A 24,830-nucleotide genomic window follows, 5' to 3' on the forward strand; every position below is an offset into this window, starting at 1 on the left:
GTTTTGAAATGGGAGAAGCAACAGTTAAATTAAAAACGATTGAACTGGATGGTAATTCACTGACTAGGCAAGATATTCAGCGAATTGTGGATGGAGAAGCTACTGTTTCTATTTCAGATAATAGTTGGAAGAGAGTCCGTGAAAGTCGAGAGCGTATTGAAAAGAAATTAGCTGAAGGTGCAACAATTTATGGTGTAAATACAGGGTTTGGAAAGTTAAGTGATGTGAAGATAGAGGATGAAGATATTGAATTATTACAACTGAACTTACTGCGTGCTGATGCGGTAGGAGTAGGTCAGCCACTATCTAAAGAGATTGTACGTGCAATGATGATATTACGTACAAATGCTCTAGCTAAGGGGTTCTCCGGAATTTGTGAAGATACATTGCAACTATTAGTGGAATTAATTAACAATAAAATCCATCCTGTAGTGCCGTCTCAAGGGTCAGTAGGAGCGAGTGGAGACCTAGCTCCCTTAGCACATATTGCTCTCGTATTAATAGGTGAAGGTAAAGCTGAATACGAAGGTGAAATTATTACTGGTGGGGAAGCTTTAGCAAAAGTAGGTTTGCAACCTGTGAGATTAAAAGCAAAAGAAGGATTGGCATTAATAAATGGAACACAAGCAATGACGGGAATTGGTGTGATAACCTTGAATGAGGCAGAGCGAATCGGTTATGCAGCAGATATGGCAGCATGTTTAACAATGGAAGCTCTTCAAGGAATTATCTCAGCATTTGATCCAGAATTACTAGCAGTTAGACCACATAAAGAACTTGAATTTGTAGCTAGTCGAATGCGCGGTTGGTTAGAAGGGAGTAGACGGGTTACTAAGCAAGGTGAGGTTCGAATGCAAGATGCCTATTCTATACGTTGCATTCCACAAGTACACGGCGCATCTTGGCAGACATTTAATTATGTAGAAGAACGTCTATTAACAGAGATGAACGCAACTACCGATAACCCTATCGTGTTGGAAAATGGAGAAGTCATTTCTGGCGGACATTTCCATGGCCAACCAATTGCTCTAGCAATGGATTTTCTGAAAGTTAGTGTATCTGAATGGGCAAATATTTCGGAGCGACGTACAGAAAGATTAGTTAACCCAGCATTAAGTGGGTTATCGCCATTCTTGGCTACTGATCCAGGATTAGAATGTGGCCTAATGGTATTGCAATATGTTGCTGCTTCAATAGTTTCTGAAAACAAAGTACTAGCCCATCCAGCGAGTGTAGATTCTATTCCAACATCTGGTAACCAAGAAGATCACGTGAGTATGGGAACAACAGCTGCAAGACAAGTACATCAAATTGTGCATAATGCAGCAAGGGTAATTGCAATAGAGCTAATTGCAGCTTCACAAGCAATTTATTTGGAGAAAATAGAGGATCAATTAGCTCCAGGAACAAGAGCTTACTTAGAGAAAGTTAGAGAAATTTGTCCACCACTTACTGCAGACAAAGCAATTAGTGAAGAGACAGAAGCACTGGCGAAATTTTTACTTCAAAGTAATGATTTATTTTAATTAATGAGTGATAGGATGAGATATTCTCATCCTATTCTTTTAAAAAAATAAAAAGAAATGGGTGGAATAATGAGTAAGATACAAGAACAAAGTGCAGAAATTCAACAAGTAATGAATGATGTTATTTCATGGAGACAGCATTTACATGAAAACCCGGAGTTATCTTTTAACGAATATGAAACATCAGCTTTTATATATAAAACTTTATCAACTTTTCCAAATCTTGAACTTTCTAAACCTACTAAAACAAGCATCGTCGCGCGCCTAGTAGGAAATGAACCTGGAAAAGTGCTCGCATTTAGAGCTGATATAGATGCACTACCTATTCAAGAGGAAGTGGATCTTCCATTTGCTTCAAAAGTTCCTGATGTTATGCATGCTTGTGGACATGATGCACATTCGGCCATACTACTTGGAGCAGCAAAAATACTATCAAAGCAACAGCATAAAATTAAAGGTGAGATTCGTTTTATTTTTCAGCATGCTGAGGAAGTATTCCCTGGTGGTGCGAGTGAAATGGTCGCAGCAAATGTAATGGATGGCGTTGATGAAATTTTAGGATTACACGTTTTTAGCATGATACCAACTGGGAAAATCGGATTTTGCCCAGGTTATTTTACAGCGAATTCTGATACATTTGAAATTGATGTTATCGGTAAAGGAGGTCATTCCTCACAGCCTGAAGACTCCATTAATCCTATATTAATAGGTTCACAAATTGTGAGTAGTTTGCATCAAATTATCCCTCAAAAGATTGCTGCGAAAGAACAAGCAGTTTTAGCAGTAACGGAATTTAATGGCGGAGCAGCGAAGAATATTATTCCAGAAAGAATAGTAATCGGAGGCGGGATTCGAACTTACTCTCAAAGTGTCCGAGAGGAAATAGCAAGACAGATTGAAGTGAATGTCAAAAATATCGTAGCGTCTCATGAAGCAAATTATAATTTGGAATTTACGTATGGATATGACTCTGTTTATAACGATGAGCAAATTATTGCTACTATTGAAGAAGTGGTTAAGAAAGAAATGGGAGCAAATTATTTACTTCATGTGCCGCCAATTATGGGGGGAGAGGATTTCTCTGCTTTCTTATCAAAAGCACCAGGAGTATTTCTTGGAATTGGAGCAGGTTTTGAAGATGAAACTTTGAATTACCCACACCATCATCCAAAGTTTCAAATAAATGAAGATGCCTTAGAGATTGGTGTTAATGTTTTTGTTCATACAGCTAAGAAATTTAATATGTAACTTTTAATATCCTAATCATAAAAAGGAGGACATTAATGTTATCTGATCCAGTAATCGCTAGTATGTTTATATTGGGATTAATAGCTTTAGGTGAAGTAATATCAATTATCACAAAGGCAAGAGTACCAATGCTTTTTGTAGCTATGGTTGGTTATTTAGTCTTGCTTTGGACAGGGATTTTTCCAAAAGATTTAATTATTAATTCTTCTTTTTTATCTGTAGGTGCTGTTTTGGGTACCGCACCAATATTAGTGCATATGGGTACATTAATACCGCTGAAAATGATTAAATCACAGTGGCAAGCAGTAATTATCGCTATCATTGGAATGATCATTGCGACTACATTAATTCTTGGGATAGTCACATTTCTATTTGACTATGAAACAGCGGTTGCAGGAGTTGGACCATTAAATGGAGGCATAATGGCAGTGTTGATAACTTCTGAAGGGTTAAAAGAATTGGGATTTGTTAGTCTTTTAACTATTCCAGCTTTAATATTGGCATTTCAATCATTAATAGGCATGCCAATTGCCTCGTTATTACTACGAAAACACGCTTTGAAAATACGCGGGAAAATTGAAGATGGAACTTTTATCTCGACTAATACTGAAAAATTTGATGAAGAAAATGAAATGAAATTAATCATTCCTAAAAAGTACCTTTCTAATTTAGTGTTATTATTTATGTTGTTTGTAGGAGGAGCATTAGCTGTTGCCCTAGCTAAAATGACAGGAATACCTTACAGCTTATGGGCATTATCAATAGGTATTCTAGGAAGACTTGTTAAGGTTTTCCCAGATCGAATCATGGAGCGTTCAAACAGTTTTACAGTTGGTATGGCAGGGATAATTGTAATGGTTATTGCTATGAGCAATGATATTACGTTTAGTATGTTTGTAGATTACTTGCCAGCAGTAGCAGCTATTTTAATAATTGGCGTGATAGGTATAATTGTAGGTGGATTTATTGGAGCGAAAATTTTCAAATGGGATCCTAATAAAGCCATTCCAGTCGCCTTAACATCTACATTTGGTTTTCCAGGTGATTATATTATCTGCGAAGAAGTAGGACGGAGTATCGGAAGAAATGAGGAAGAACAAGAACAAATATTCAATGAGGTATTAACTCCAATGTTAGTCGGAGGATTCACAACAGTTACAATCGGTTCTGTTGTTATATCTTCTATACTAATCAACACCTTATAAATTCTGAATATTCCAATAAATATATAATTCTAAAGAGTATACTAATGTCATACATCTGGCATTTTGGAATACTCTTTTTTTTTGTTTTAAATCTAATAAATAGCAGGTTATATAAATGATAAACTTTTTGTGCTCTTTATTATAATAACTAAAAAAACATTTCAATTCATATAACTAACGGGATATTTACGTAGCGATTTTTTAAAATCATCGGCTGTTCGTATTTTCTAATTAATATATAGTGTGATTTTTTATGCATTACACGATATTTTTTATAAATATAAAATAATTCCCTATCTAATCTAATATAATTCCATGTAATCCAAAATAATTCCTCTTTTTTAAAACTTTTTTACATATATATTTAATCGTCAGAATTTTAAAATTAAAAAAGGGGAGTGGTTGAAATGGAGGACATTCGAGAAAATGAGTTGACTGTAAAGAGTTCAAAAACAGATTTTATGTCAGTTTTTAAATTTGTAATCTGCAGTTTGATCGGTATTTTTAGCTTCTTTGTTACTTTTACATACAACGAAAAATCTTCTATTTTACTAGATCATATTGTTAGCTGGATATCGACAAATGCAGCAACTTTTGTAACTGTCTATATCATAATAATGCTAGTTTGTGGTGCTGCATATCCATTTATCACAAAAACATGGAATAAGGATATCGTCAATATTGTGATGTCAGTTTTTAAGGTAATTGGTTTAGGCATTGGTTTATTACTTATATCTGGGATAGGGCCAGATTGGCTGTTTGACCCAAGTGTAGGGCCTTTTTTAATGGAGAAGTTGATAAAACCTGTAGGGGTACTTATTCCGATTGGCGCTATCTTCTTAGCATTGTTAGTCAGTTATGGTTTGCTTGAGTTTATTGGGGTATTCATGCAACCGATTATGCGTCCGATTTTCAGAACACCTGGTCGTTCTGCAGTTGATGCAGTGGCATCATTTGTTGGTAGTTATTCTGTTGGTTTATTACTAACCAATCGTGTATTCAAACAAGGGAAATATACGATTCGTGAAGCGGCTATTATTGCAACCGGTTTCTCAACTGTTTCGGTAACATTCATGGTTGTTGTAGCGAATACACTGGATTTAATGGCCTATTGGACTTCGTTTTTCTGGGTTTCACTCATTGTTACTTTTATGGTCACGGCTATTACTGCTAGAATATGGCCACTTGGAAAGTTAAAAGATGAGTATATTGTAGAGCAAGGTGATCCAGAAGTGATTGTAACTGAAAAAAGACTTTTAACTGCGTGGACTGAAGCAATGCAAGCAGTGAAGCATAATCCACCATTTTTAAAGAACCTTTTACAGCATTTAAAAGAAGGTCTGTTGATGACAATGAGTGTTTTACCTTCCATTCTTTCAATTGGATTACTAGGTCTTATATTAGCAATGTATACACCCATTTTTGATTGGGTTGCTTATATTTTTGTACCATTCACATGGATTTTGCAATTACCAGAGCCTATGTTGACTGCAAAAGCATTAGCGGTTTCAATAGCAGAGATTTTCTTACCCGCATTATTAGTCGTGAAAGCAACGGTAATTACCAAATTTATAGTAGCCGTTGTTTCTATTTCCGCTATTTTGTTTTTCTCAGCAGTAATTCCTGTAATCATTTCAACTGATATTCCTTTAACGATACGTCAACTAATTATCATTTGGTTCCAACGTGTTGTTTTAACACTAATTTTAGTAACACCAATCGCATTTTTACTATTTTAAAAGGAGTGTGTCATGATGGAAAACGTTATGCAAAATATTAAAGCACCAACAGGTAGTGAATTAACTTGTAAAGGTTGGACGCAAGAGGCGGCTATGCGTATGTTGATGAATAATTTGGATCCAGAGGTTGCTGAAAATCCAGATGAACTTGTTGTTTACGGGGGAATCGGGAAAGCTGCTCGTAATTGGGAAAGCTACGCACAAATTATTGAGTCATTGAAAAAGCTAGAAAATGATGAAACGTTACTTGTGCAATCAGGGAAACCTGTCGCAGTATTTCGCACATATGAGCATTCACCACGTGTATTAATCGCAAATTCAAACCTCGTTCCAGCGTGGGCAAATTGGGATCACTTTTATGAATTAGAAGATAAAGATTTAATGATGTACGGACAAATGACAGCTGGAAGTTGGATCTATATTGGCGCACAAGGTATTTTACAAGGCACATATTTAAGCTTTGTGGAAGCGGGTAAAAAAGTATTTGGCACAGCAGATTTAAAAGGGAAATTAATCTTAACTGGTGGCATGGGTGGTATGAGTGGCGCACAACCGCTAGCTGGTAAAATGGCTGGAGCTGTTATATTAGTTGTCGAAGTCGATAAGAAACGTATCGAGCGTAAAATCAAAGAAGGTTATTGTGATTATTTAGCAGAAGATTTAGATGAAGCGTTGAAATTGGCTAAACAGCTTCAAGACAAAAATGAGCCTGCATCCATAGGGCTAGTAGGTAACTGTGCGGATGTCTATCGTGAAATTTTTGACCGAGGGATTGTTCCGGATTTTGTAACGGATCAAACGAGTGCTCATGACCCATTAAATGGATATATTCCGAATCAAATGACACTTGATGAAGCACTTCAGTTGCGCAAAAGTGATCCGAAACTGTATGAGCAAAAGGCAAAGCAAGCGATGGCTGATCATGTGCAAGCTATGCTCGATTTCCAAACTGCAGGAGCAGAAGTATTTGACTACGGTAATAATATTCGCAAATACGCTCAAGAAATGGGTGTAGCAAATGCCTTTGATTTCCCAGGCTTTGTTCCAGCATACATTCGACCACTATTCTGCGTGGGAAAAGGACCATTCCGATGGGCAGCACTTTCAGGTGATCCTGAAGATATTTACAAAACAGATGCCCTTGCAAAAGAAATGTTTGCAGATGATGAAGGACTTGTGAACTGGATTGATATGGCACAGAAAATGGTCAAATGGCAAGGTTTACCTGCTCGCATTTGTTGGTTAGGATATGGAGACCGTCATCGTTTTGCTTTAAAAGTAAACGAAATGGTTGCATCGGGTGAGTTAAAGGCACCAATCGTATTCGGTCGTGATCATTTAGATTCAGGTTCAGTTGCATCCCCTAACCGTGAAACAGAGGGTATGAAAGACGGTTCAGATGCAGTATCAGATTGGCCAATCTTAAACGCTTTAGTTAATACTGCAGGTGGAGCAAGTTGGGTAAGTGTCCACCACGGTGGCGGAGTAGGAATGGGTTATTCACAACATGCTGGGCAAGTGCTTGTAGCAGACGGAACAGAAATGGCTTCAGAAAAGATTAATCGTGTATTAATATCAGACCCTGGAATGGGCATTGTTCGTCATGCGGATGCGGGTTATGACATCGCTATCAAAACTGCACAAGAGAAGAATGTGCAAATGCCAATGTTAAAAACAGAAGGGTGATCACAGATGATTTTACTCATTGAAAATGCAAATCAATTAATTACTTTACAAGGAACTATGGAAAAAGCTCGGACAAAAGAAGAAATGAGCAATCTACAAATTATCGATAATGGTAGTGTATTAATAAGTGGAGATCGTATTATAGCAACGGGTACAAAAGCATCTTTAAGAGCACATTATCCAGATTTAGTATCGCAAGCGAAAATAATTGATGCTACTGGTAAAGTGGTTATGCCAGGCTTAGTGGATGCACATACACATCTAGTCTTTGGTGGTACTCGAGAAAATGAATTCCAAATGCGTCTAAACGGTGCAACCTATATGGACATTATGAATGCAGGTGGAGGAATCCATGCTACGACGAAAAAAACACGAGAAGCATCATTTGAACATCTTTATGAAAAAACATATGAACATCTCAATGATTTTTTGAAACATGGCATTACAACTGTTGAGTCAAAAAGTGGCTATGGCTTAGATTGGTCTACAGAGGAAAAGCAACTTCAAGTGGCGAAAAAGCTTCAAGAAAATCATGAAGTAGATGTTGTGAGTACCTTTATGGGTGCACATGCAGTTCCAGCTGAATATAAAAACAATCCGGATGCATTTGTAGACATCATAATAAATGAAATGATTCCGAAAGTAGCTGAAGGAAATCTTGCTGAGTTTAATGATGTCTTTTGTGAAAAAGGTGTATTTACGCCGGAGCAGTCACGCAAAATTTTATTAGCTGGGAAAGAACATGGTTTGATCCCTAAAATCCACGCTGATGAAATCGAGCCATATGAAGGGGCTGAGCTTGCTGCTGAAGTGGGAGCTATTTCAGCAGAACATTTATTAGTGGCATCTGATAAAGGTATTCGTAATATGGCTGAAGCAGGTACGGTTGCGGTATTATTGCCTGGGACTGCGTTCTTCTTAAAAGCAGATTCTGCTAGGGGACGATTAATGATTGACGAAGGAGTTCCAGTAGCGATTTCAACTGATTTTAATCCAGGCTCTTCGCCAACAATCTCTCTGCCATTTATCATGAATTTAGCATGTATGAATATGGGCATGACAATGGAAGAAGTATTAACTGCCACAACTATCAATGCAGCTTATGCGATTAATAGAGGGCATGAAATTGGCTCACTTGAAGAGGGTAAAAAAGCAGATGTACTCATCCTAGATGTTGCGAATTATCAGCAACTGCAGTACTTCTATGGTATGAATCATACACATACGGTCATTAAAAATGGTCGAATTGTTGTTGAAAATGGCGTGTTGTGTAGTGAATTACAAAACGTTAATGATTGAGAATGAGCATAAAATTATTATGGAAGAGCCTCTGATTGCAATAATCAGAGGCTTTTTCTATGGTTAAATAAAGAAGTATACATATTGTTGAAAATAATGAATCGGAAATGAGTCGACCGGCGTCTATAGTGTGGTTGCTTGAAAGGAGGGTGCGGATTGGCTAGAGAATTGGAGGAAATCATTGAAGAGAATGGTGATTACTTATTACGTGTTGCTTACTTATACGTAAAGGATTTAACAACTGCCGAAGATATCGTGCAAGAAGTTTTTATAACATTTTATAAAAAGCAAAGTCAATTTAAAGGTGAAGCTTCTTTAAAAACATATTTAGTGAAAATAACAGTCAACCGCTGTCATGATTATTTACGAAGTTGGAAACGAAAACGGCTGACTTTAATGGATAAAATGACGGGTAAGGGCGATAGAAGAACACCAGAATATCTAGTTTTAGAGGCAGCTGACCGTATGAGAGTGACTGAGGCACTATTGCAGTTACCGATATTGTACCGCGAAGTTATCATTTTATATTATTATCAGGAACAAAATACAGTGAAGATAGCTGGAATTTTAGACTGCCCAGAGGCAACGGTTCGTACGAGATTGCAGAGGGCACGTAAATTATTACATAAGCAATTAATAGGTTATGAATGGGAGGGGTGGCAACATGAATCGTTTGAAGGATGATCTAAATCGTGAGCTTAAGGAACATATCTACTTAAAGAATGATTTGAAAAAAAGAATACTCGAACAAGCGAAAAATCCAAATAAAAAGTCCCGCTCTAATTGGCAGTATCCTGTTGTACTCGTAGCATGTGCTTCTGTTCTAATTCTTTTTGCATTACTACTATTCCAAGATGTCGGTGGATATGAAAAAGTTGTTTCAGGCGCAGAAGCAGATTCAGGCTTACAGCTAGATTGGATGATCGAATTACTGCCTTTTGTCATTCTTGGGGTTATTATTTTAAGTATGGTTAAATTCTTTCAACCATATGAGTTACCAGTTTGTGAGTACTGTCATGAAGAGTGGAGTTGGCGAGTTTCGATTAAAAAGATGTTCACCTTCAATCGAGCAATGAGTTGTCCAAGTTGTGGGAAGAAGCAATATCAGACAAGGAAATCAAGAATTCGTATGAGTCAATTAGTCTTATTATCCAACTTAGTCTTATTTATCAATGTATTTTTTGACTTCTACTGGTGGGAAATTGTGTTGATGTATGTTGCTATTATCGTTACTTGTTTTATATTTATGCCATATAATTTAAAGCTTCAAAACGATGAGGATTTAAATCTATGGTGACTGTAATTGAATAGAAAAATACAGCTAAGAAAATGCTCTCGTCTATTAGCTGCTAATGTATTCGTTCATAATAAGAGTAAGTAAAAAGGCACTCGATATACCGAGTGCCTTTTTCATATATATTATACTTATTTTGCGCCGCTTAATTCTACTAATATTTTAGCTTGTGATTTATCGTTTGTTAAAGCTTCAAAGCCTTTTTCTACGATGTCATCCAATTGGATACGGTCCGTGATAATGCCTTGTGGTTTTAATTGACCAGTACCCATTAAGTCTACTGTTTGTTGGAATGATGTAGGTGTGTAAGCAATACTTGACGTGATTTTCACACCTGTATTTGTTAAATGGATTGGATTCCATTCAATAGGGCGAGCAAAGATAGATACGATTACCATTGTCCCACGAGCTTTTGTTGCATCAATTGCTTGTTTAAATGTAGGAGCAACACCAGCTACTTCAAATGATACATCAACACCATCTGGAACGATAGCTTGAATAGCTTCAACACCATTTACTTCACCAGAGTTAATAACATGAGTAGCGCCAAGTTCTTTCGCTTTTGCTAGGCGAGTTTCAGATAAATCTAGCACGATAATTTTACTAGCACCCGCTGCTTTTGCTGCGATAGCAGTTAATAATCCGATTGGGCCAGCACCGAAAATAGCTACTGTATCACCGAAACGTAAATTACCTTCTTTAACAGCTTGTACTGCTACAGCAGTAGGTTCAACAAGAGCACCATCTTCAAGTGTCATTGTTTCTGGAAGTAAGTAAACATTGTTTTCAGGAGCATTTGCGAATGTTGTAAATCCACCATCGCCATGTAAACCGATGAAGCTAAAGCCATCGTAAGCATCTACATCTTCAGGTTTGTTACCATGAGTTATTGTTGGGTTAATCGCTACACGATCACCAACTTTAAATTTAGTTACATTAGCGCCAACTTTTTCAATAACGCCAGCAAATTCATGTCCCATAATTAGAGGAGCAATTTCACCAGTTAAACCGTCTTTTTCTTTAGTTGGAACAAATACAGGCCCTTCTTGATATTCATGCAAATCACTACCACAAATACCAGCCCATGCTACACGTACTGTTACCTCATTATCTTTAAGAGCTTTTAATTCTCTTTCCTCAATGCGAATATCTTTTTCTCCATACCATACTGCAGCTTTCATATCTATTGACCTCCAGTAAAATTGATGTCTTTGAGTTACACCCCCATTCTAGCACTCTAAAAAAATGCTACAACCAATAACCCTTGGAAAAAGCTAGAATGGACTAAAGTTAGAACAATTTATACATGAAGAAGTCTATTAAAAATATCTTGAACACTATTTATTTAATTAATGATATTAATAGTAATTATGAACAAAATGAAGTAAGGATAAAAAAAATTAAAACTCTTATTAGCTCCACATTTAAGTCAGAATATAGAAATGCTTCACCTTTAATGAAAACTAGAACCTATACTCACGAACTACTAATAATATGTTCTTTTAGAAATATATTCAATTCATTTTTAAACATATTAGCCTCTTCCAAGAATGGATAATGATTACTTCGATTAAATACAATTAGTTTAGAGTTTGGTATTAGTTCATTCAATTCTAGTGAATACTCTAATGGACATTGGACATCATACTTGCCGCACATTATTATAGTTGGAGTTGAAATTAATACTAGTTTTCTTGTAACATCGTAGATTTGCACTTCTCGATTAAAATAGTTCATTCTAGTACCAGATATTTTCTTATGAATATTTAGATTAAATAGCTCTTGATATCTAGCAGAATTAAATAAAGATAATTTTGTCCTTTCAACTGTAAGTTCTTTTCTATTCTCTATAGATAAGTCAGAGCGTTGTAATTTTATTGTAAGATCCTGCATTCTTTCAAATTGAGGATGTTGTGAATTATAAATACAGTTTTCTGAAAACGTCATATATTCTCTAGCGGCTGAACCAACAATGACATTGAATAATAAACTATTTGAAAAGTAAATTCCATAAATAATTCCTAACATTCCGCCAGTTGAATGACCTGCAAAACCCCATTTATCGAATTTTAGAGATTCGCGAATTTCTTCTAAATCAAAAATTGACTCAAGCATACTTAATTGAAAATGCTCTGTAGCTTTTTCAGATTTACCAGCTTCTCTTAAGTTTACTAAATATACTTTGTGTGAATTTGTAAATGTCTCTGCAAAGTAATCACCGGTCTCATTAAATTCAGAGTAATGGTGAGTTACACAAAGAGGTTCTCCTTCACCTTTTACGAAAATTTCAAATGTTCCACGAGATGTATTTAACAAAATCCTATCCCAACTATTCATATTGAACTCCTTTATTTTTACTTTATCATTTTATTCTATATAGATAATGAGATACCTTTAGGAATTTATTTAATTCATAAATAGTACATAATTAACTTTTTAGAAAGTGAATGTTCTTCAAAAAATATTAAATACTGAAAAGATTTAAATTCACTAAAATAAAGGTATTTTGGAATATTTGTCTAATTTATATTGGTTCGGATAAAAATTTTATTGATTATTGTTGTGATTTAGAAAGCGGGGTATGCAAATGACGGATAATAAGACAAGAAATCTTTATTTTTTTGTTTCACTTATGTTTGAGAAAAAGCGTTTAATCGTGACAGGAATTTTGTTAATGATCATCGCAACTTTTATTGATTTATTATCACCTTTAGTTATGAAGCAAATAATTGATTCAGCAATCCCTGAAAAGAATTTCAAAGCATTGTTTATTTTTATAGCAATTTTAACTGTTTTACCTATTCTTTCAACCATTTTTAGAACTGTACGAATGATACTAAATGTTAAAATCGGAGGGAATGTCACCGAAAAGTTAAGAACGATGGCATTTGAGAAGGCCTTTACACTATCATCAATTAACTTAAATCAGTTGAAGATTGGAGATATAGTAGATCGCTTAACACGCACTTCGGGTATGATAGGTGAAGTTTATATAGCAAATGAATTACTGAATGGTATTACAAGCCTATTTATGTTTTTAGGAATGACTTTATTTATGCTTACAATTAGTTGGAAATTAACATTAATCGCATTTTTAGTTGTTCCGCTTGTATTCTTCATCACTTTTAAGTTAGGGAGAATATCAGAAACTAAAACAAAGAGTTATATGGAATATACAAATAATGAAATGACTTTTTTTACGGAACTAATCAGTGGCATAAAAAATGTCCAAATCTTCTCCCAACAACAAAGTGAAATGAAAAACGTAAAGAGTTTGTTGAAAAAACATAAAGAACTGCATTTAAATACGAGTATATATCGAAGATCGTATGCAGATATATTCAATCAATTGGTAAAGTCATTGGCATTAGGAATAGTATTTGCTGTAGGTGCTTGGGATATTAGTAATAATCAGTTAACTATTGGATCACTTGTTGCTTTCACAGTATATGTACCTCAGCTATACACTTTAGTAAATGACATACAAACTGCATATATAGGAACTACTAATGTCCGACCAATCATTAAGCAACTAAATACATTTTTAGATATCCAAGAACCAATTATTGAAATCCCAAATGCAATTCCTCTAAAAAATGTCAAAGGCGAAATAGAGTTTCAAAATGTATCGTTTACATATGAAAACAATCGTGCTGGTTTGCAAAATGTCTCTTTTAAAGTACAGCCAGGAGAAACTATAGGAATAGTTGGAGGTTCAGGCGGCGGTAAAACAACGATATTAGAATTATTAATGCGTTTTTATGACCCAACTGAAGGGGCAGTATGTATTGATGGGGTCGATATTTCAAAATATAATCTTATTGATTTTAGAAATGCTATAGGATTAGTTACACAGGATCCGTTTCTTTGGAATAGGTCAATAAAAGAAAATCTGATTTATGGAGTGCCTAATGCGACTAAAGATCAAATATTACACGCAATTAAAGTAGCACAATTAGAAGAATTTATAGATAGTTTACCAGAAGGATATGAAACAGTAGTTGGAGAGCGTGGTGTTCGTATTTCAGGAGGAGAAAAACAACGATTAGCTATTGCCAGAGCTATTTTAAAAGATCCACCCATCATTCTGTTAGATGAACCGACATCAGCATTAGATGCAAATACTGAATTTTTATTACAATCTCAAATGGAAGAAGTATTTAAAGGTAAAACCATCGTTCTAGTAGCACACAGACTAGCTACAATACGAAATGCATCTAAGATTTTAGTATTAGATAATGGGGAAATAGTTGAGTTTGGTACCCCTAATGAACTTTTGAATAAGAAAGGTGCTTATTTTGACCTATTATCAAAACAGGTTTCAACAAATTAATTCGATACCTACTATTAATGGTGGTAAGCCAAATATTCATTAAACTAAGTACCAGACATAAAATAATAATAAAATATTCCTTTTAATAAAAAGGAGAAATGGGGTTCTATGTGAAACCAGTCATCGGTATTTCTTCAAGCCTAAATAAACAATTACTTACACTTCCAACTGACAATATTCATGCTATTTCAAAATTTGGTGGTTTACCTATTGTCCTTCCTAATTATGAGGAAACTGAAGCCGATTTAATTGTAGAGATGATTGATGGTTTACTGTTAACGGGTGGAGGAGATATTGATCCAATACTATTTGGAGAAGAACCGCATCAAAAACTTGGATCTATAACGCCTGAGCGAGACGCATTTGAAGTTGCTATCGTCAAGGAAATGTTACTCCGGAATAAACCGATTTTAGGGGTTTGTAGAGGTGCGCAAATTCTAAATATAGCTATAGGTGGCGACATGTTTCAGGACATTTATACACAAACAGAAGAGAATCTTTTACAACATCAACAACAAGCACCACGTTGGCATGCGTCACATTTTGTACACGTAGAGAACAATACGCTGTTAAAGTCAATTGCTCAAAAGGAAAAATTTAAAGTGAATAGTTTCCACCATCAAGCAAATCGAAGGATTCCGGATGAATTTGTAGTATCAGCGGTAGCTAGTGATGGAGTTATTGAAGCTTTTGAAAGCAAAAATCATCACTTTGTCATGGGCGTACAATGGCATCCAGAGTGTATGTTATTAAATAATGATGAAATCTCAGCAGAAATAATGAAGGCATTTATCAATGCCTGTATAAAATAAAATGTACAAAGCGACTGCATTTAAACAGTCGTTTTTTTTTTTTGAATATCTCATTTGAATGAGCTTAATGCTCGAGATTACTGTGTTGATAAATTTATTCGGATAAATACGCTAAAGTAATTTATTTTAGATTCATGAATCCATTTTTAATGGGGAAAACTATCGTAAGTCCAAAAAAGGAGGTATCTTAGCTTGAGTCAACGGCTTCGATTCATGCTTTTCTTAAGCGCATTTTTCTTTGTTATTTCAACCAATGTTTCAGCTGCTGAAGAACCAACAAGAGAGCAGATTCTAGAACAACGCATGGAATTCTATATAAAATATTCAAATGACACATTACCGTGGTATTACTTGGCAGCTGTTGACCAGTTCGAAAGGAATATTGAACAAGTACGTAATGACATACCTAAAAGAGAAGGTGTGCTTGCCATTCAGTTTGCTGATGACTTTTGGACGGGGATTTTGAATCCTAAAAAGGATGATACAAACTTAAAATCCATTGGTTTCTTTAATGGGAATGGTTCTGATGGAAACAATGACGGTGTTGCAGATCGTCAAAATGATGATGACGTCATGTACACACTTGCTGAATACTTAAGTGCACATGGAACTGATGAAAAAGATTTTAAACATGCTTTAAAAGAATATTATAAGGTCGATGATACAGTAAACCAAATCATTACGAATGCGAAAATTTATGAGAAATTTAAAACGTTGAATTTAGACAAGCGAGCATTCCCACTTTCCATTAACCATGATTACAGTTACCGCAGTACTTGGGGAGCATCAAGAGGTTGGGGTGGACGTAGGATGCATGAAGGCACTGATTTGTTTGCCTCATATGGTGTTCCAGTGAAATCTGCTACATATGGTCTCGTCGAGGTCATGGGCTGGAATGAATTTGGTGGTTGGCGAATAGGCATACGCGATAATAATAACACGTATCATTATTATGCCCATTTATCTAGTTATGAAAAAGGGATAAAACTGGGAGATATTGTTGAGCCTGGAACAGTAGTTGGTTATGTAGGAAGTTCTGGATACGGTAAGAAAGGAACTTCAGGTAAATTCCCTCCGCATTTACATTATGGTATGTATAAATACAACGGAAGAAACGAATGGGCATTTGATCCGTTTCCTTCACTAAGACTTTGGGAACAAGCAGAAAAAGGTACGAAAAAAATATAGAAAAAAGTACTGAATTATGGAATATATGACTCCATAATTCGGTACTTTTTTATTTCCTAATCAATGAATTATAAACTTATCAGAAGTAAATTGAAATTTATAATATATACATAATTTGGGGAATGCATTATTATTGAATGATCTAAATAAAATGGAATATTTTTAAAATTTAAATAGGGGTGATTTTCATGAATCAAGATTGTTTTATTTGTAGTAAACATAAAGGAGAGATTCTTACTGCTGGAACTACTATATTTGAAGATGATTATATCTATGTAGGGCATATAGATAAAGGATCTAATCCAACGTATCTTGGTCATATTATGATTGACTTAAAGAGACATACGCCTGAAATAGGGGATATGACTGCTGATGAAGCAAAAGCATTTGGTTTAATAATGACTAGAGTTAGTAAAGCTTTAATGGAAGTTGAAGGAGCAGAACATGTCTATTCGATGGTTTCAGGCAACTCAGTGTCACATCTACATATGCATATCGTTCCACGTTACCCAAATACACCTATAAAATACTGGAGTCCAATGGAGTTAAACGAATGGGCAGAGGCTCCAAAAGGTATAGGTAATGAAATAAATGAAGTTTGTTTGCGTATTAAAGAATACTTAGAGGTGACGCCTTATGATTAACAATGATAATTCAGAAATAACCTGGGTAGGTAGCCAAAAAAACTATGTTGACGAGCCTAATATTGAAAAGATTAACGATATTGTAGTTGGAAGATTCGGTGGGAATTCATCTGCAGGTCAGAATAAAAACGAAGATGGTTGCTTAATTTGGGTAAGTGATGTGATGGATTGGGAATTCGTTATGATTTTGGATGCCCATAATTCAGCGGAGAGTGCAGAGCTAATTATAAAACAGTTCGAGCAAGAAAAGTTACGAATTCAAAAAGTCTTAAATTTATCTGATAGTATCGCTTTGAAGAAGATGGATGAACTTATTTTAGACATATTTCAGCAACCTAAATTCTTATCAGATTGTCGCAAAGTACAAGGGGAAACAGCCTGTCTCATCGTTATTAGAAAAGACAAATTTCTATGGTGGTTCTCGGTTGGTGATTGCATTGTACATTTGTTTAGTGAAGAACTTCTTGAAATGGGAGAATGTCAGTTAAATCAGCGCAGTTTTTATGAATGGATAGGGCAAGTGAATACGTTTGAATTAGCTGTACCATGTTTCAGCACAGGTAAAAAAGAATTGAGACAAGGCGTCAATCATCTATTTCTTACAACTGATGGATTAACTGAATGCCCAGGCGTAGATTTTCAAAATCCACTAATGATTAACAAACAATTTAAAGATACATCAATTGAGGCAGGAGTATGGCAGTTATTAAAAGCAATAGAACAACATCAAGTTAGGGATAGTACTACTATTGTTACTTGGAAAATTAAAGTTCACATGCAGGCTACTTTACCAAGCAATATGAAAAGTTAGATCCAGTTGTAAATTGAGAAATGAAATCTATCATACAAAAATACTCTATTAAGTTGTTTAACTAAAAGGAATAGATTTGGAAGAATTATCATTATACAAAAGGATATTTTCATTAAAATCTCGAAGTAATAGTTAACGCAATTAAAGGAGGAAGAATCATGAGCCAAGTCTGTGTGATTAGCATTTATGTACCAAATATTAAGGAAGCAATTAGATTTTATACTACTGTTTTAGGATTTGTGGTAAACAAACAATATGGACCTAACATTGTAACACTCGTTCACGGAGAATTACCGATCGTCTTAGAGGAATCAGAAGAGTCTACATACAGCCCTGAAAGTAACTCTACTGGAGTCGTATTAGCTTTAAAAACAGAGGACATTCATCAAACAGTAAAAACTTTAAAAGAACATAATGTAGATTTCATCGTAGATGAGCCAAGTGATTGCCCTCCAGGAAAATTTATTAGCTTCCGAGATCCTTTTGGGAATGTCTTAGAGTATTTACAATTTGATTGATGGTGAAAAATAAATATGTTCGTAAGTCTTTAGTATATAACGTTGGAAATTAATGTAAAATAGAGCTGATTCTTCTGATTAATAGAATCAGCTCTATTTTTAATTGTCCACAGGATCTAATCTTCATTTCTATATTCTAAAATATCCCTGGGTTGGCAGTCCAAAGCTTTACAAATACCTTCTAAAGTTAAGAATCTAATTGCTTTTGCCTTTCCATTCTTAAGAACCGAAAGATTTGCCATTGTTATACCGACTCCTCCGAAAGTTCAGTTACACTCATTTTCCACTTTGCTAACAACACATCTATATTGATTAAGATCGCCATTTAATCACCTCAAATTGTCAAATCATTCTCTGATTTTATCTCTATTGCACTTTTAAGGAGTTCCTGAAGGACTGCCGTAAAGAGTGAAATAACAATCGTTGCAAAAATAATTACAAATCCTATAAGTGCGATTCCTGGATGTAAAGCATTCTGTGAAATGAGGAAAATTAAACCGATTATATATAGGGTAACTATTGTGAATGCACAAGTTTTGATATTTCCTAAAGAAATAACAGCTAGATGTGAAAAAGCATTTTCACTTTCAATGTAGTTTAAAAGTTTTAATGCTTGATACAAAGCAAGAAAAAAAGGTATAGCTGTGATGTACAAACCTAAAAGAATAGGCAATCTAAGATATGAAAATTCTGGATTCATCTCTGCTGCATTTCTTGCCAAGTCCGGTAACAAAAATACGCTTAGCACAAGGATTGTTAATCCAATCATAAAAATTATCATCTTTAAACCAAGTTTTGTTCTTTTTTTCATAAAGCACCTCGCTTCTTAGTGTTATTTATATAATATGTAAAAATTTATCGATTATCAATATAATTTTACTAAACAACGATAAATACATTCATTATTCAGAATAACAAGAAAATACCAATGTAGCATTCAGTAAGATAAAATAATTATAATATTGATTGAATATTACTACTATTAATAGATTGTGACTATATGCATATTTAAAATATTAATAATTAGTTAATTTAGTGGAAATAATATAAAAATCTATGATTCGAATAACATCTTTCATTGCCAACTATTACAATTCGTGATATATTTTTTTGAGGATAATAGGAAACTGGAAAATTGGTATTGCACTAGTCATGAGCCTAAAGTGGTGTTGTTATGGCGACCAAGTTGTTAAAAAAATGCTAGATTAGTCTCTATTCTAGTTTTTTATTTTGTCTATTTCGTTAAGGGATAGTTTTTTTAGTTATTATAGAAAGATAAAAATAAAAAGGAGGGAATTACTTATTATGCGTTATTTTAAAAATTTTTCTTTAAAGAACAAGTTGTTATTAACAGTTTCTATTATTGTTTTAACTCTTTTTACTGTTATAACGATACAAAGTATTACGCAATTACATACTGAGTTAGAAAAAAATCTAGAACAAGAATTAAAAAGTGTAGGTTTGTTGACATCAAAAAACCTGGCTCCTAATAATGTGGAAAACTTACTTACAGTTAAGGGGAATGATGATCCACAGTTTAAAGAAATTCAAAGCAACTTGGATGATATAAAAGATAAACAAGGTGTTATGTATTGGAGCTACATATGGAAGATGGAGCCTGAAGGTGTTACTACTATCGGCTATACAGAAAATTTAGAAGAAGTGTACAATGCCGGTGAATTGTTTACTGATATTGCTCCTATTCATTTGAAAACTGCAAAGCTTGCAATTAAAAATGACCAACCAGAGGTAACGGAAATTTTCGAAGATTCGTTCGGTTCATGGAGAACTGTTTTTAGTCCATTGAAAGACGGAAATGGAAAGACGATTGCAGTATTAGGTATCGATTATTCTGCAGATTATATTCAAACGATTATTACTAAAAGTGTAACAAAACAAATAATCACAGCTATCATCGGACTTGTCATTTTACTATTCGTACTATATTTCACTATTGATCGCCTACTTAAACCATTAAACAAAGCAGTTACTATTGCAGATCAAGTGGCAAATGGTGATTTAAAAGATGTAGAGCTTGAGACTACTAATGACGAAGTAGGAAAACTGTCTCAGTCAATAAAAACAATGGTTACGAACTTACAGCATGTCATATTGAATATCAAAAATACCTCAAATCAAGTTGCTTCATCTGCCACACAATTAACTGCCAATGCGACAGAATCGTATAAGAACTCTACTAATGTATCTAACGAAATGGACAGAATGGCACGAAATGCAGAAACGGCGTTGATAATGACCGAAGAAACAGCCACAGCGATGGAAGAATCCGCTGAAGGAATACAACGAATTGCAGAATCAGCATATACCGTTTCTGAATCTTCTAACCTTACTTCAAATGCAGCTAAGCAAGGGAATGAAGTCATTCAACAAGTAATTGGTCAAATGAATTTAATTAATGAATCCGTAAATCAAATGGATGAAACAATTAAAGGTTTGAATAGTAACTCTACTAAAATCAGTGGAATCGTAAACTTCATCACTGATATAGCTGATCAAACAAACTTATTGGCATTAAACGCTGCCATTGAAGCGGCTAGAGCAGGTGAGCAAGGTAAAGGATTTGCGGTAGTTGCCGATGAGGTTAAGAAATTAGCAGAACAATCGTCTCACTTCGCAGGAGAAATTTATAAGATTATTAATGAGATACAAGTGGATTCGAATGCATCTGTAATGGTTATGGAAAAAGGAAAAGAAAATGTGAAAGTTGGATTGGATTATACGACACAAGCAGGAGCGATATTTAAAGAAATACTCAATTCTGCAAAACATGTAGCAGAACAAATTCAGGAAATATCTGCTGCGTCACAACAAATATCTGCTTCGTCGGAAGAAGTGGCAGCGACAGTCAATAATTTAAAAGTATCATCACAACAATCAGCTGAATTTTCTTTAAGTGTTTCCAAGTTAACGGATGAGCAATTATTAGCTATGCAGGAAGTAAGAGAAGCATCTGCCTCATTAGGACAAACAGCTGAGGAATTACAAGCACTTATTACTAAATTTGAATTAGAGGGTGACAAATAAATGATGGACTTAAAACTTACAGGTAAAAATGTTCTAGTTACAGGTTCAAGTATGGGTATAGGGCGAGCAATCGCACTTGCCTTTGCTGAACAAGGCGCGAATGTATTGATCAACTATGTCGGAGACGATCAAAAGGCAGAGGCTGTTCGTTTGCTAGCAGCGGAACACGGTGTAAAAGCATTAAAATACAATGCGGATGTATCAGATTCTAGCCAAGTAAGAGAAATGTTTCAATACATGGATACTCAACTAGGTGAAATTGATATTCTTGTTAATAATGCGGGGATAGCGCAAAACGCACCCATTACAGAGATGACAGATGAGCAATGGGACAAGATGATAAAAGTACACCTTTACGGTACCTTCTACAATTGCCGTGAAGCAGCCACAAGAATGAAGGCAAAAGCTATAGGTAAAATTATTAACATTTCTTCTGATTTAGCAAGCTTAGGCTGTGAAGAATTTACACATTATTCAGCTGCAAAAGGTGGTATTAGTGCTTTCACAAAATCTTTAGCAAGAGAATTAGCGCCAAATATTACGGTCAATGCTGTAGCTCCAGGTGGAACACTTACAGATATTCTACTAGCCTTCGGTGACAATTATATCGAAGAGGAATCAGCAAAATATCCGTTAAAGAGATTAGCACAACCAGAAGAAATCGCCAAAAGTGTCTTATTTTTAGCTTCAGAAAATGCAAATTTTTATACGGGGCAAATACTGGGACCTAATGGCGGCGGGGTCATGAACGGATAATGAACTAGTTGAGGGGTATTGGAATTGATGAATATTGCCGTATTTTGTTTATATTTAGTATTTATTTATTATATCGGGTTTAAAGGGTACAAACGTGTCAAAACAGCAGAAGATTTAATTGTAGCAAGCTGGAGCATGCCTTTATCAGTTGTAACAGGTAGTTTAATAGCTGCATTATTGGCAGCACCATTCTTCTTTGCAGCGGTCGGTTCAGGCTATACAAGTGGTGGCTTTGAAGGATCAGCAACTATGGGTGGTCTAGGTACATGTATGATTCTAGGGGCTCTAATCTGGACTAAACCTCTTAGAAGATTAAGAGGATGGACATTAGCAGATTACTACGGATTAAGATATGGTAGTAAAAAATTAGGTGCGTACACTGGTATAGTAATGGCCATAGCATTTGGTGTTTTCAATGCGGGTGCTCTAACTGTAGGGGGTACTTATATTATTCAAACCCTTTTACAAATCGATTTCTTACCAGCAGCATTATTGTTTGTTTCTTTAACAGCTCTATATTCTGTTATTGGTGGTTTATGGGCTGTAGCATATACAGAAATTGTACAGGGCGCATTAGCGATTGCAGGGATTTTAGGAATAACTGTATTTATCATATTCTACTATCCTGACATTACATTTAACCCTGAATGGTGGAATGTAAATGAATTGTTTAATAGAGGCGGAGTAGAATTCTGGACTCTTTATTTAGTATTAGCACTTGGAGATATTCCAGCTGTAGACTTAGGGCAACGAGTTGCAGCGGCAAAAAGTCCACGTGTAGCTCAACTAAGTATGATTATTGCAGGTTCTGTTATTATTGCTATCAGTTGGATTCCGGGTATGTTAGGAGAAGCATTCAAAACAATTTATCCAAACAGCTCAAATCCTGAAACGCTTATGTTAGCATTTGCTCAAGGCTATTTCCCACCATTGTTATCAGCGATTTTCTTAACTGCAATGGCAGCAATGGGGATGTCAACAGTAGCAGCATGTTACGTAGCAACATCAGGTATTATTACGAAAAACGTATATTTAGATTTCATTAATAAAAACCCTGATCCAAAAAAATTATTAATTTTCTCAAGAATTATGATTCTAGTAAGTGCTGCATTAGGTTTAATATTAGCTATTAGTGCACAAAAAGTAATTGATTTAGCATATCTAGCTTGGGATATTGTGTTTGTAACAATATTCTGGCCAATTGTCTTAGGACCATTCTGGAAGCGTGTGAGTACGCCTGCCGTATGGGCGAGTATTTCTATTGGTCTTCTTTATTATATTGTTACGTCACTTACTCATGTACCTGGACCGAAGATTGAATCGGATGGTTTTATTGGTTTATTGAATGAGCTATGGTTCATGCCTGGTTTCTCTGGAGTAGTGATTTCTGGGATTACAATTGTCGTTATCAGTCTCATAATCCCTCCTACACAACATGTTCTTGATATGCATAAAATCGAGAAAGATAAATCACTTGATGAAGTAGGAAGTAAAGAAGAATTAAGAAGCTTTAATTCAACAAATAACTAAAAATCAAGGTAAGAGCAGGGCAGGGCATGCATATGAGCATGTCCTGTTTTTAAATTAATTATCGATTGTATAATAATCGATTACATCGACTATTTTTCTAGGAATAAGTAAAAAAAGACCTTTGATTAGCATCTCAACTGTGATGCTAATCAAAGGTCTCATTCATTTATTTTTAGCATTTCACCCAGCTAAGTCCAGTCGTACCTTCACCAGCATGTACGCCAACACATGCACTAAGTGGTAAGACTAACACTTTAAGCTCAGGAAATTCTTGTAATAGTTCATCTCTCCAGCTTTGAGCATCCTTGTCATTGTTACAATTGATAACGGCGACTTCTTTGATATCTGCGTTCTTCATATCGTTTCGAAGTAAATCTGTCACGTATTTTTTCGCTCTCTTATCTGCTCTTACTTTTTCTTTCATAACCACTTTCCCGTTATCAAATGAAATAACCACTTTAATATTTAATAAATTACTTAAGAACGCCTTAGTACCTGATACACGTCCACTTTTATGCAGTTGATCTAAGCTAGATGGAATGAAAGACAGCTCGGCATTGTTTGTCATTTTTTCAATATGAGCAACAACTTCTTCTATGTCGTGCCCCTTGTCAACCAGTGTAATTCCGTCTTTAATCATTTTACCCATTGGATATGAGCCAATCTTCGAATCAATTGAGTAAACTTTAAAATCCGCCAATTGTGCAGCAGTTTGTGAGCTTTGGTATGTTCCAGATAAATCACTTGAAGTATGCACGGCCACCGCACAGTCATAGCCTTCAGCCTTTAATTTTTTGTAAAGCTCGACCATTTCACCAATAGCTGGCTGTGATGTTTTTGGATGTACTTTAGCAGTGCGAAGTTTGTCATAAAATTCATCATGTGTCATATCAACTGTTTCTCTGAAAGCGCCTTCAGAGAAAACTATGTTTAATGGCAAAACATGAATTTTATACTTTTCTATAAAAGTCTCATTTAGCAGTGCAGCTGTATCAGTAACCCAAGCAATCTTCTTAGTCATTTTAATATTTTCCCCTTTAGATGTAATGTAATGGCGTGTACGTTCGCAAGAAAAGGTGGAACAAACCATCTATTAACGTTAATGTACAACAGGTTAGGAACAAGGTGATAGTGATATATGTCATATAGAGTCGAAATTTCGGTTATTGTGACATAATTTGAACATAAATTACTTT

At 35.1% G+C, this 24,830-nt stretch carries 21 protein-coding genes and 1 pseudogene; 17 read left to right on the top strand and 5 right to left on the bottom strand.

The features are described from left to right. Positions 1-8 precede the first annotated feature (8 nt). From hutH to MHH85_RS06680, 8 genes are all read left to right on the top strand, one after another. Positions 9-1,526: a histidine ammonia-lyase gene (gene hutH / locus MHH85_RS06645; protein WP_193740086.1), complete on the top strand. Its 1,518-nt coding sequence runs from the start codon at positions 9-11 to the stop codon at positions 1,524-1,526. A 69-nt stretch (positions 1,527-1,595) separates the two neighbouring features. Further along, positions 1,596-2,774, top strand: a complete 1,179-nt coding sequence (locus tag MHH85_RS06650) for an amidohydrolase (RefSeq protein WP_340706376.1) — start codon at positions 1,596-1,598, stop codon at positions 2,772-2,774. A 35-nt stretch (positions 2,775-2,809) separates the two neighbouring features. Further along, positions 2,810-3,979, top strand: coding sequence for a hypothetical protein (locus tag MHH85_RS06655; RefSeq protein ID WP_053415915.1), 1,170 nt, complete (start codon positions 2,810-2,812; stop codon positions 3,977-3,979). A 407-nt stretch (positions 3,980-4,386) separates the two neighbouring features. Beyond that, complete coding sequence (locus MHH85_RS06660) at positions 4,387-5,718, top strand: YjiH family protein (protein ID WP_409351176.1); 1,332 nt, start codon at positions 4,387-4,389, stop codon at positions 5,716-5,718. 15 nt (positions 5,719-5,733) lie between these two features. Next, positions 5,734-7,404 carry a urocanate hydratase gene (hutU, locus tag MHH85_RS06665; protein ID WP_340708133.1) on the top strand — a complete coding sequence of 557 codons (1,671 nt, stop codon included), beginning with the start codon at positions 5,734-5,736 and terminating at the stop codon, positions 7,402-7,404. A gap of 6 nt (positions 7,405-7,410) precedes the next feature. Next, the gene (gene hutI / locus MHH85_RS06670; RefSeq protein WP_340706377.1) at positions 7,411-8,703 is read left to right on the top strand and encodes an imidazolonepropionase; all 1,293 of its coding nucleotides are present in this window, start codon (positions 7,411-7,413) and stop codon (positions 8,701-8,703) included. Positions 8,704-8,859: 156 nt separating this feature from the next. Beyond that, a complete protein-coding gene (locus MHH85_RS06675; RefSeq protein ID WP_340706378.1) occupies positions 8,860-9,387 on the top strand; it encodes a sigma-70 family RNA polymerase sigma factor in 528 nt (175 codons plus the stop codon). Beyond that, the gene (locus MHH85_RS06680) at positions 9,368-10,000 is read left to right on the top strand and encodes a TIGR04104 family putative zinc finger protein (protein ID WP_340706379.1); all 633 of its coding nucleotides are present in this window, start codon (positions 9,368-9,370) and stop codon (positions 9,998-10,000) included. Before MHH85_RS06675 ends, MHH85_RS06680 begins: the two co-directional genes overlap by 20 nt. Positions 10,001-10,128: 128 nt before the next feature. Here MHH85_RS06680 and MHH85_RS06685 read toward each other — a convergent pair whose 3' ends face one another. Both MHH85_RS06685 and MHH85_RS06690 read right to left on the bottom strand, forming a co-directional pair. Further along, entirely contained in the window at positions 10,129-11,178 is a 1,050-nt protein-coding gene (locus MHH85_RS06685; protein WP_053415910.1) for a 2,3-butanediol dehydrogenase, read from the bottom strand. Positions 11,179-11,473: 295 nt separating this feature from the next. Beyond that, positions 11,474-12,334: an alpha/beta fold hydrolase gene (locus MHH85_RS06690; protein WP_340706380.1), complete on the bottom strand. Its 861-nt coding sequence runs from the start codon at positions 12,332-12,334 to the stop codon at positions 11,474-11,476. Positions 12,335-12,584: 250 nt separating this feature from the next. Here MHH85_RS06690 and MHH85_RS06695 point away from each other — a divergent pair, with 250 nt between their 5' ends. From MHH85_RS06695 to MHH85_RS06720, 6 genes are all read left to right on the top strand, one after another. Beyond that, the gene (locus tag MHH85_RS06695) at positions 12,585-14,330 is read left to right on the top strand and encodes an ABC transporter ATP-binding protein (RefSeq protein ID WP_340706381.1); all 1,746 of its coding nucleotides are present in this window, start codon (positions 12,585-12,587) and stop codon (positions 14,328-14,330) included. A 110-nt stretch (positions 14,331-14,440) separates the two neighbouring features. Next, positions 14,441-15,142: a gamma-glutamyl-gamma-aminobutyrate hydrolase family protein gene (locus tag MHH85_RS06700; protein WP_340706382.1), complete on the top strand. Its 702-nt coding sequence runs from the start codon at positions 14,441-14,443 to the stop codon at positions 15,140-15,142. Positions 15,143-15,355: 213 nt separating this feature from the next. Continuing rightward, positions 15,356-16,330 carry a M23 family metallopeptidase gene (locus MHH85_RS06705; RefSeq protein WP_340708134.1) on the top strand — a complete coding sequence of 325 codons (975 nt, stop codon included), beginning with the start codon at positions 15,356-15,358 and terminating at the stop codon, positions 16,328-16,330. A 188-nt stretch (positions 16,331-16,518) separates the two neighbouring features. Beyond that, the gene (locus tag MHH85_RS06710; RefSeq protein ID WP_193740077.1) at positions 16,519-16,974 is read left to right on the top strand and encodes an HIT family protein; all 456 of its coding nucleotides are present in this window, start codon (positions 16,519-16,521) and stop codon (positions 16,972-16,974) included. Continuing rightward, complete coding sequence (locus tag MHH85_RS06715) at positions 16,967-17,785, top strand: protein phosphatase 2C domain-containing protein (protein ID WP_340706383.1); 819 nt, start codon at positions 16,967-16,969, stop codon at positions 17,783-17,785. Before MHH85_RS06710 ends, MHH85_RS06715 begins: the two co-directional genes overlap by 8 nt. Before the next feature lie 158 nt (positions 17,786-17,943). Next, positions 17,944-18,303 (top strand): VOC family protein, encoded by a 360-nt coding sequence (locus MHH85_RS06720; RefSeq protein WP_340706384.1) that lies wholly within the window; start codon positions 17,944-17,946, stop codon positions 18,301-18,303. A gap of 116 nt (positions 18,304-18,419) precedes the next feature. Here MHH85_RS06720 and MHH85_RS06725 read toward each other — a convergent pair. Both MHH85_RS06725 and MHH85_RS06730 read right to left on the bottom strand, forming a co-directional pair. Further along, positions 18,420-18,628, bottom strand: a pseudogene (locus tag MHH85_RS06725) (helix-turn-helix domain-containing protein). Positions 18,629-18,637: 9 nt separating this feature from the next. Beyond that, positions 18,638-19,114 (bottom strand): DUF2975 domain-containing protein, encoded by a 477-nt coding sequence (locus MHH85_RS06730; RefSeq protein WP_340706385.1) that lies wholly within the window; start codon positions 19,112-19,114, stop codon positions 18,638-18,640. Between the two features lie 494 nt (positions 19,115-19,608). Here MHH85_RS06730 and MHH85_RS06735 point away from each other — a divergent pair, with 494 nt between their 5' ends. From MHH85_RS06735 to MHH85_RS06745, 3 genes are read left to right on the top strand one after another with little or no spacing between them, the layout of a single operon-like run. Further along, a complete protein-coding gene (locus MHH85_RS06735) occupies positions 19,609-21,348 on the top strand; it encodes a methyl-accepting chemotaxis protein (RefSeq protein ID WP_340706386.1) in 1,740 nt (579 codons plus the stop codon). After that, the gene (locus MHH85_RS06740; RefSeq protein WP_227752088.1) at positions 21,349-22,104 is read left to right on the top strand and encodes a 3-oxoacyl-ACP reductase family protein; all 756 of its coding nucleotides are present in this window, start codon (positions 21,349-21,351) and stop codon (positions 22,102-22,104) included. Positions 22,105-22,131: 27 nt separating this feature from the next. Beyond that, positions 22,132-23,634 carry a sodium:solute symporter family protein gene (locus MHH85_RS06745; RefSeq protein WP_340708135.1) on the top strand — a complete coding sequence of 501 codons (1,503 nt, stop codon included), beginning with the start codon at positions 22,132-22,134 and terminating at the stop codon, positions 23,632-23,634. 172 nt (positions 23,635-23,806) lie between these two features. Here MHH85_RS06745 and MHH85_RS06750 read toward each other — a convergent pair whose 3' ends face one another. Further along, a complete protein-coding gene (locus MHH85_RS06750; protein ID WP_193740070.1) occupies positions 23,807-24,655 on the bottom strand; it encodes a DegV family protein in 849 nt (282 codons plus the stop codon). Positions 24,656-24,830 lie beyond the last annotated feature (175 nt).

This window comes from Viridibacillus sp. FSL E2-0187, from assembly GCF_038006425.1.
Lineage (GTDB): Bacteria > Bacillota > Bacilli > Bacillales_A > Planococcaceae > Viridibacillus > Viridibacillus arvi.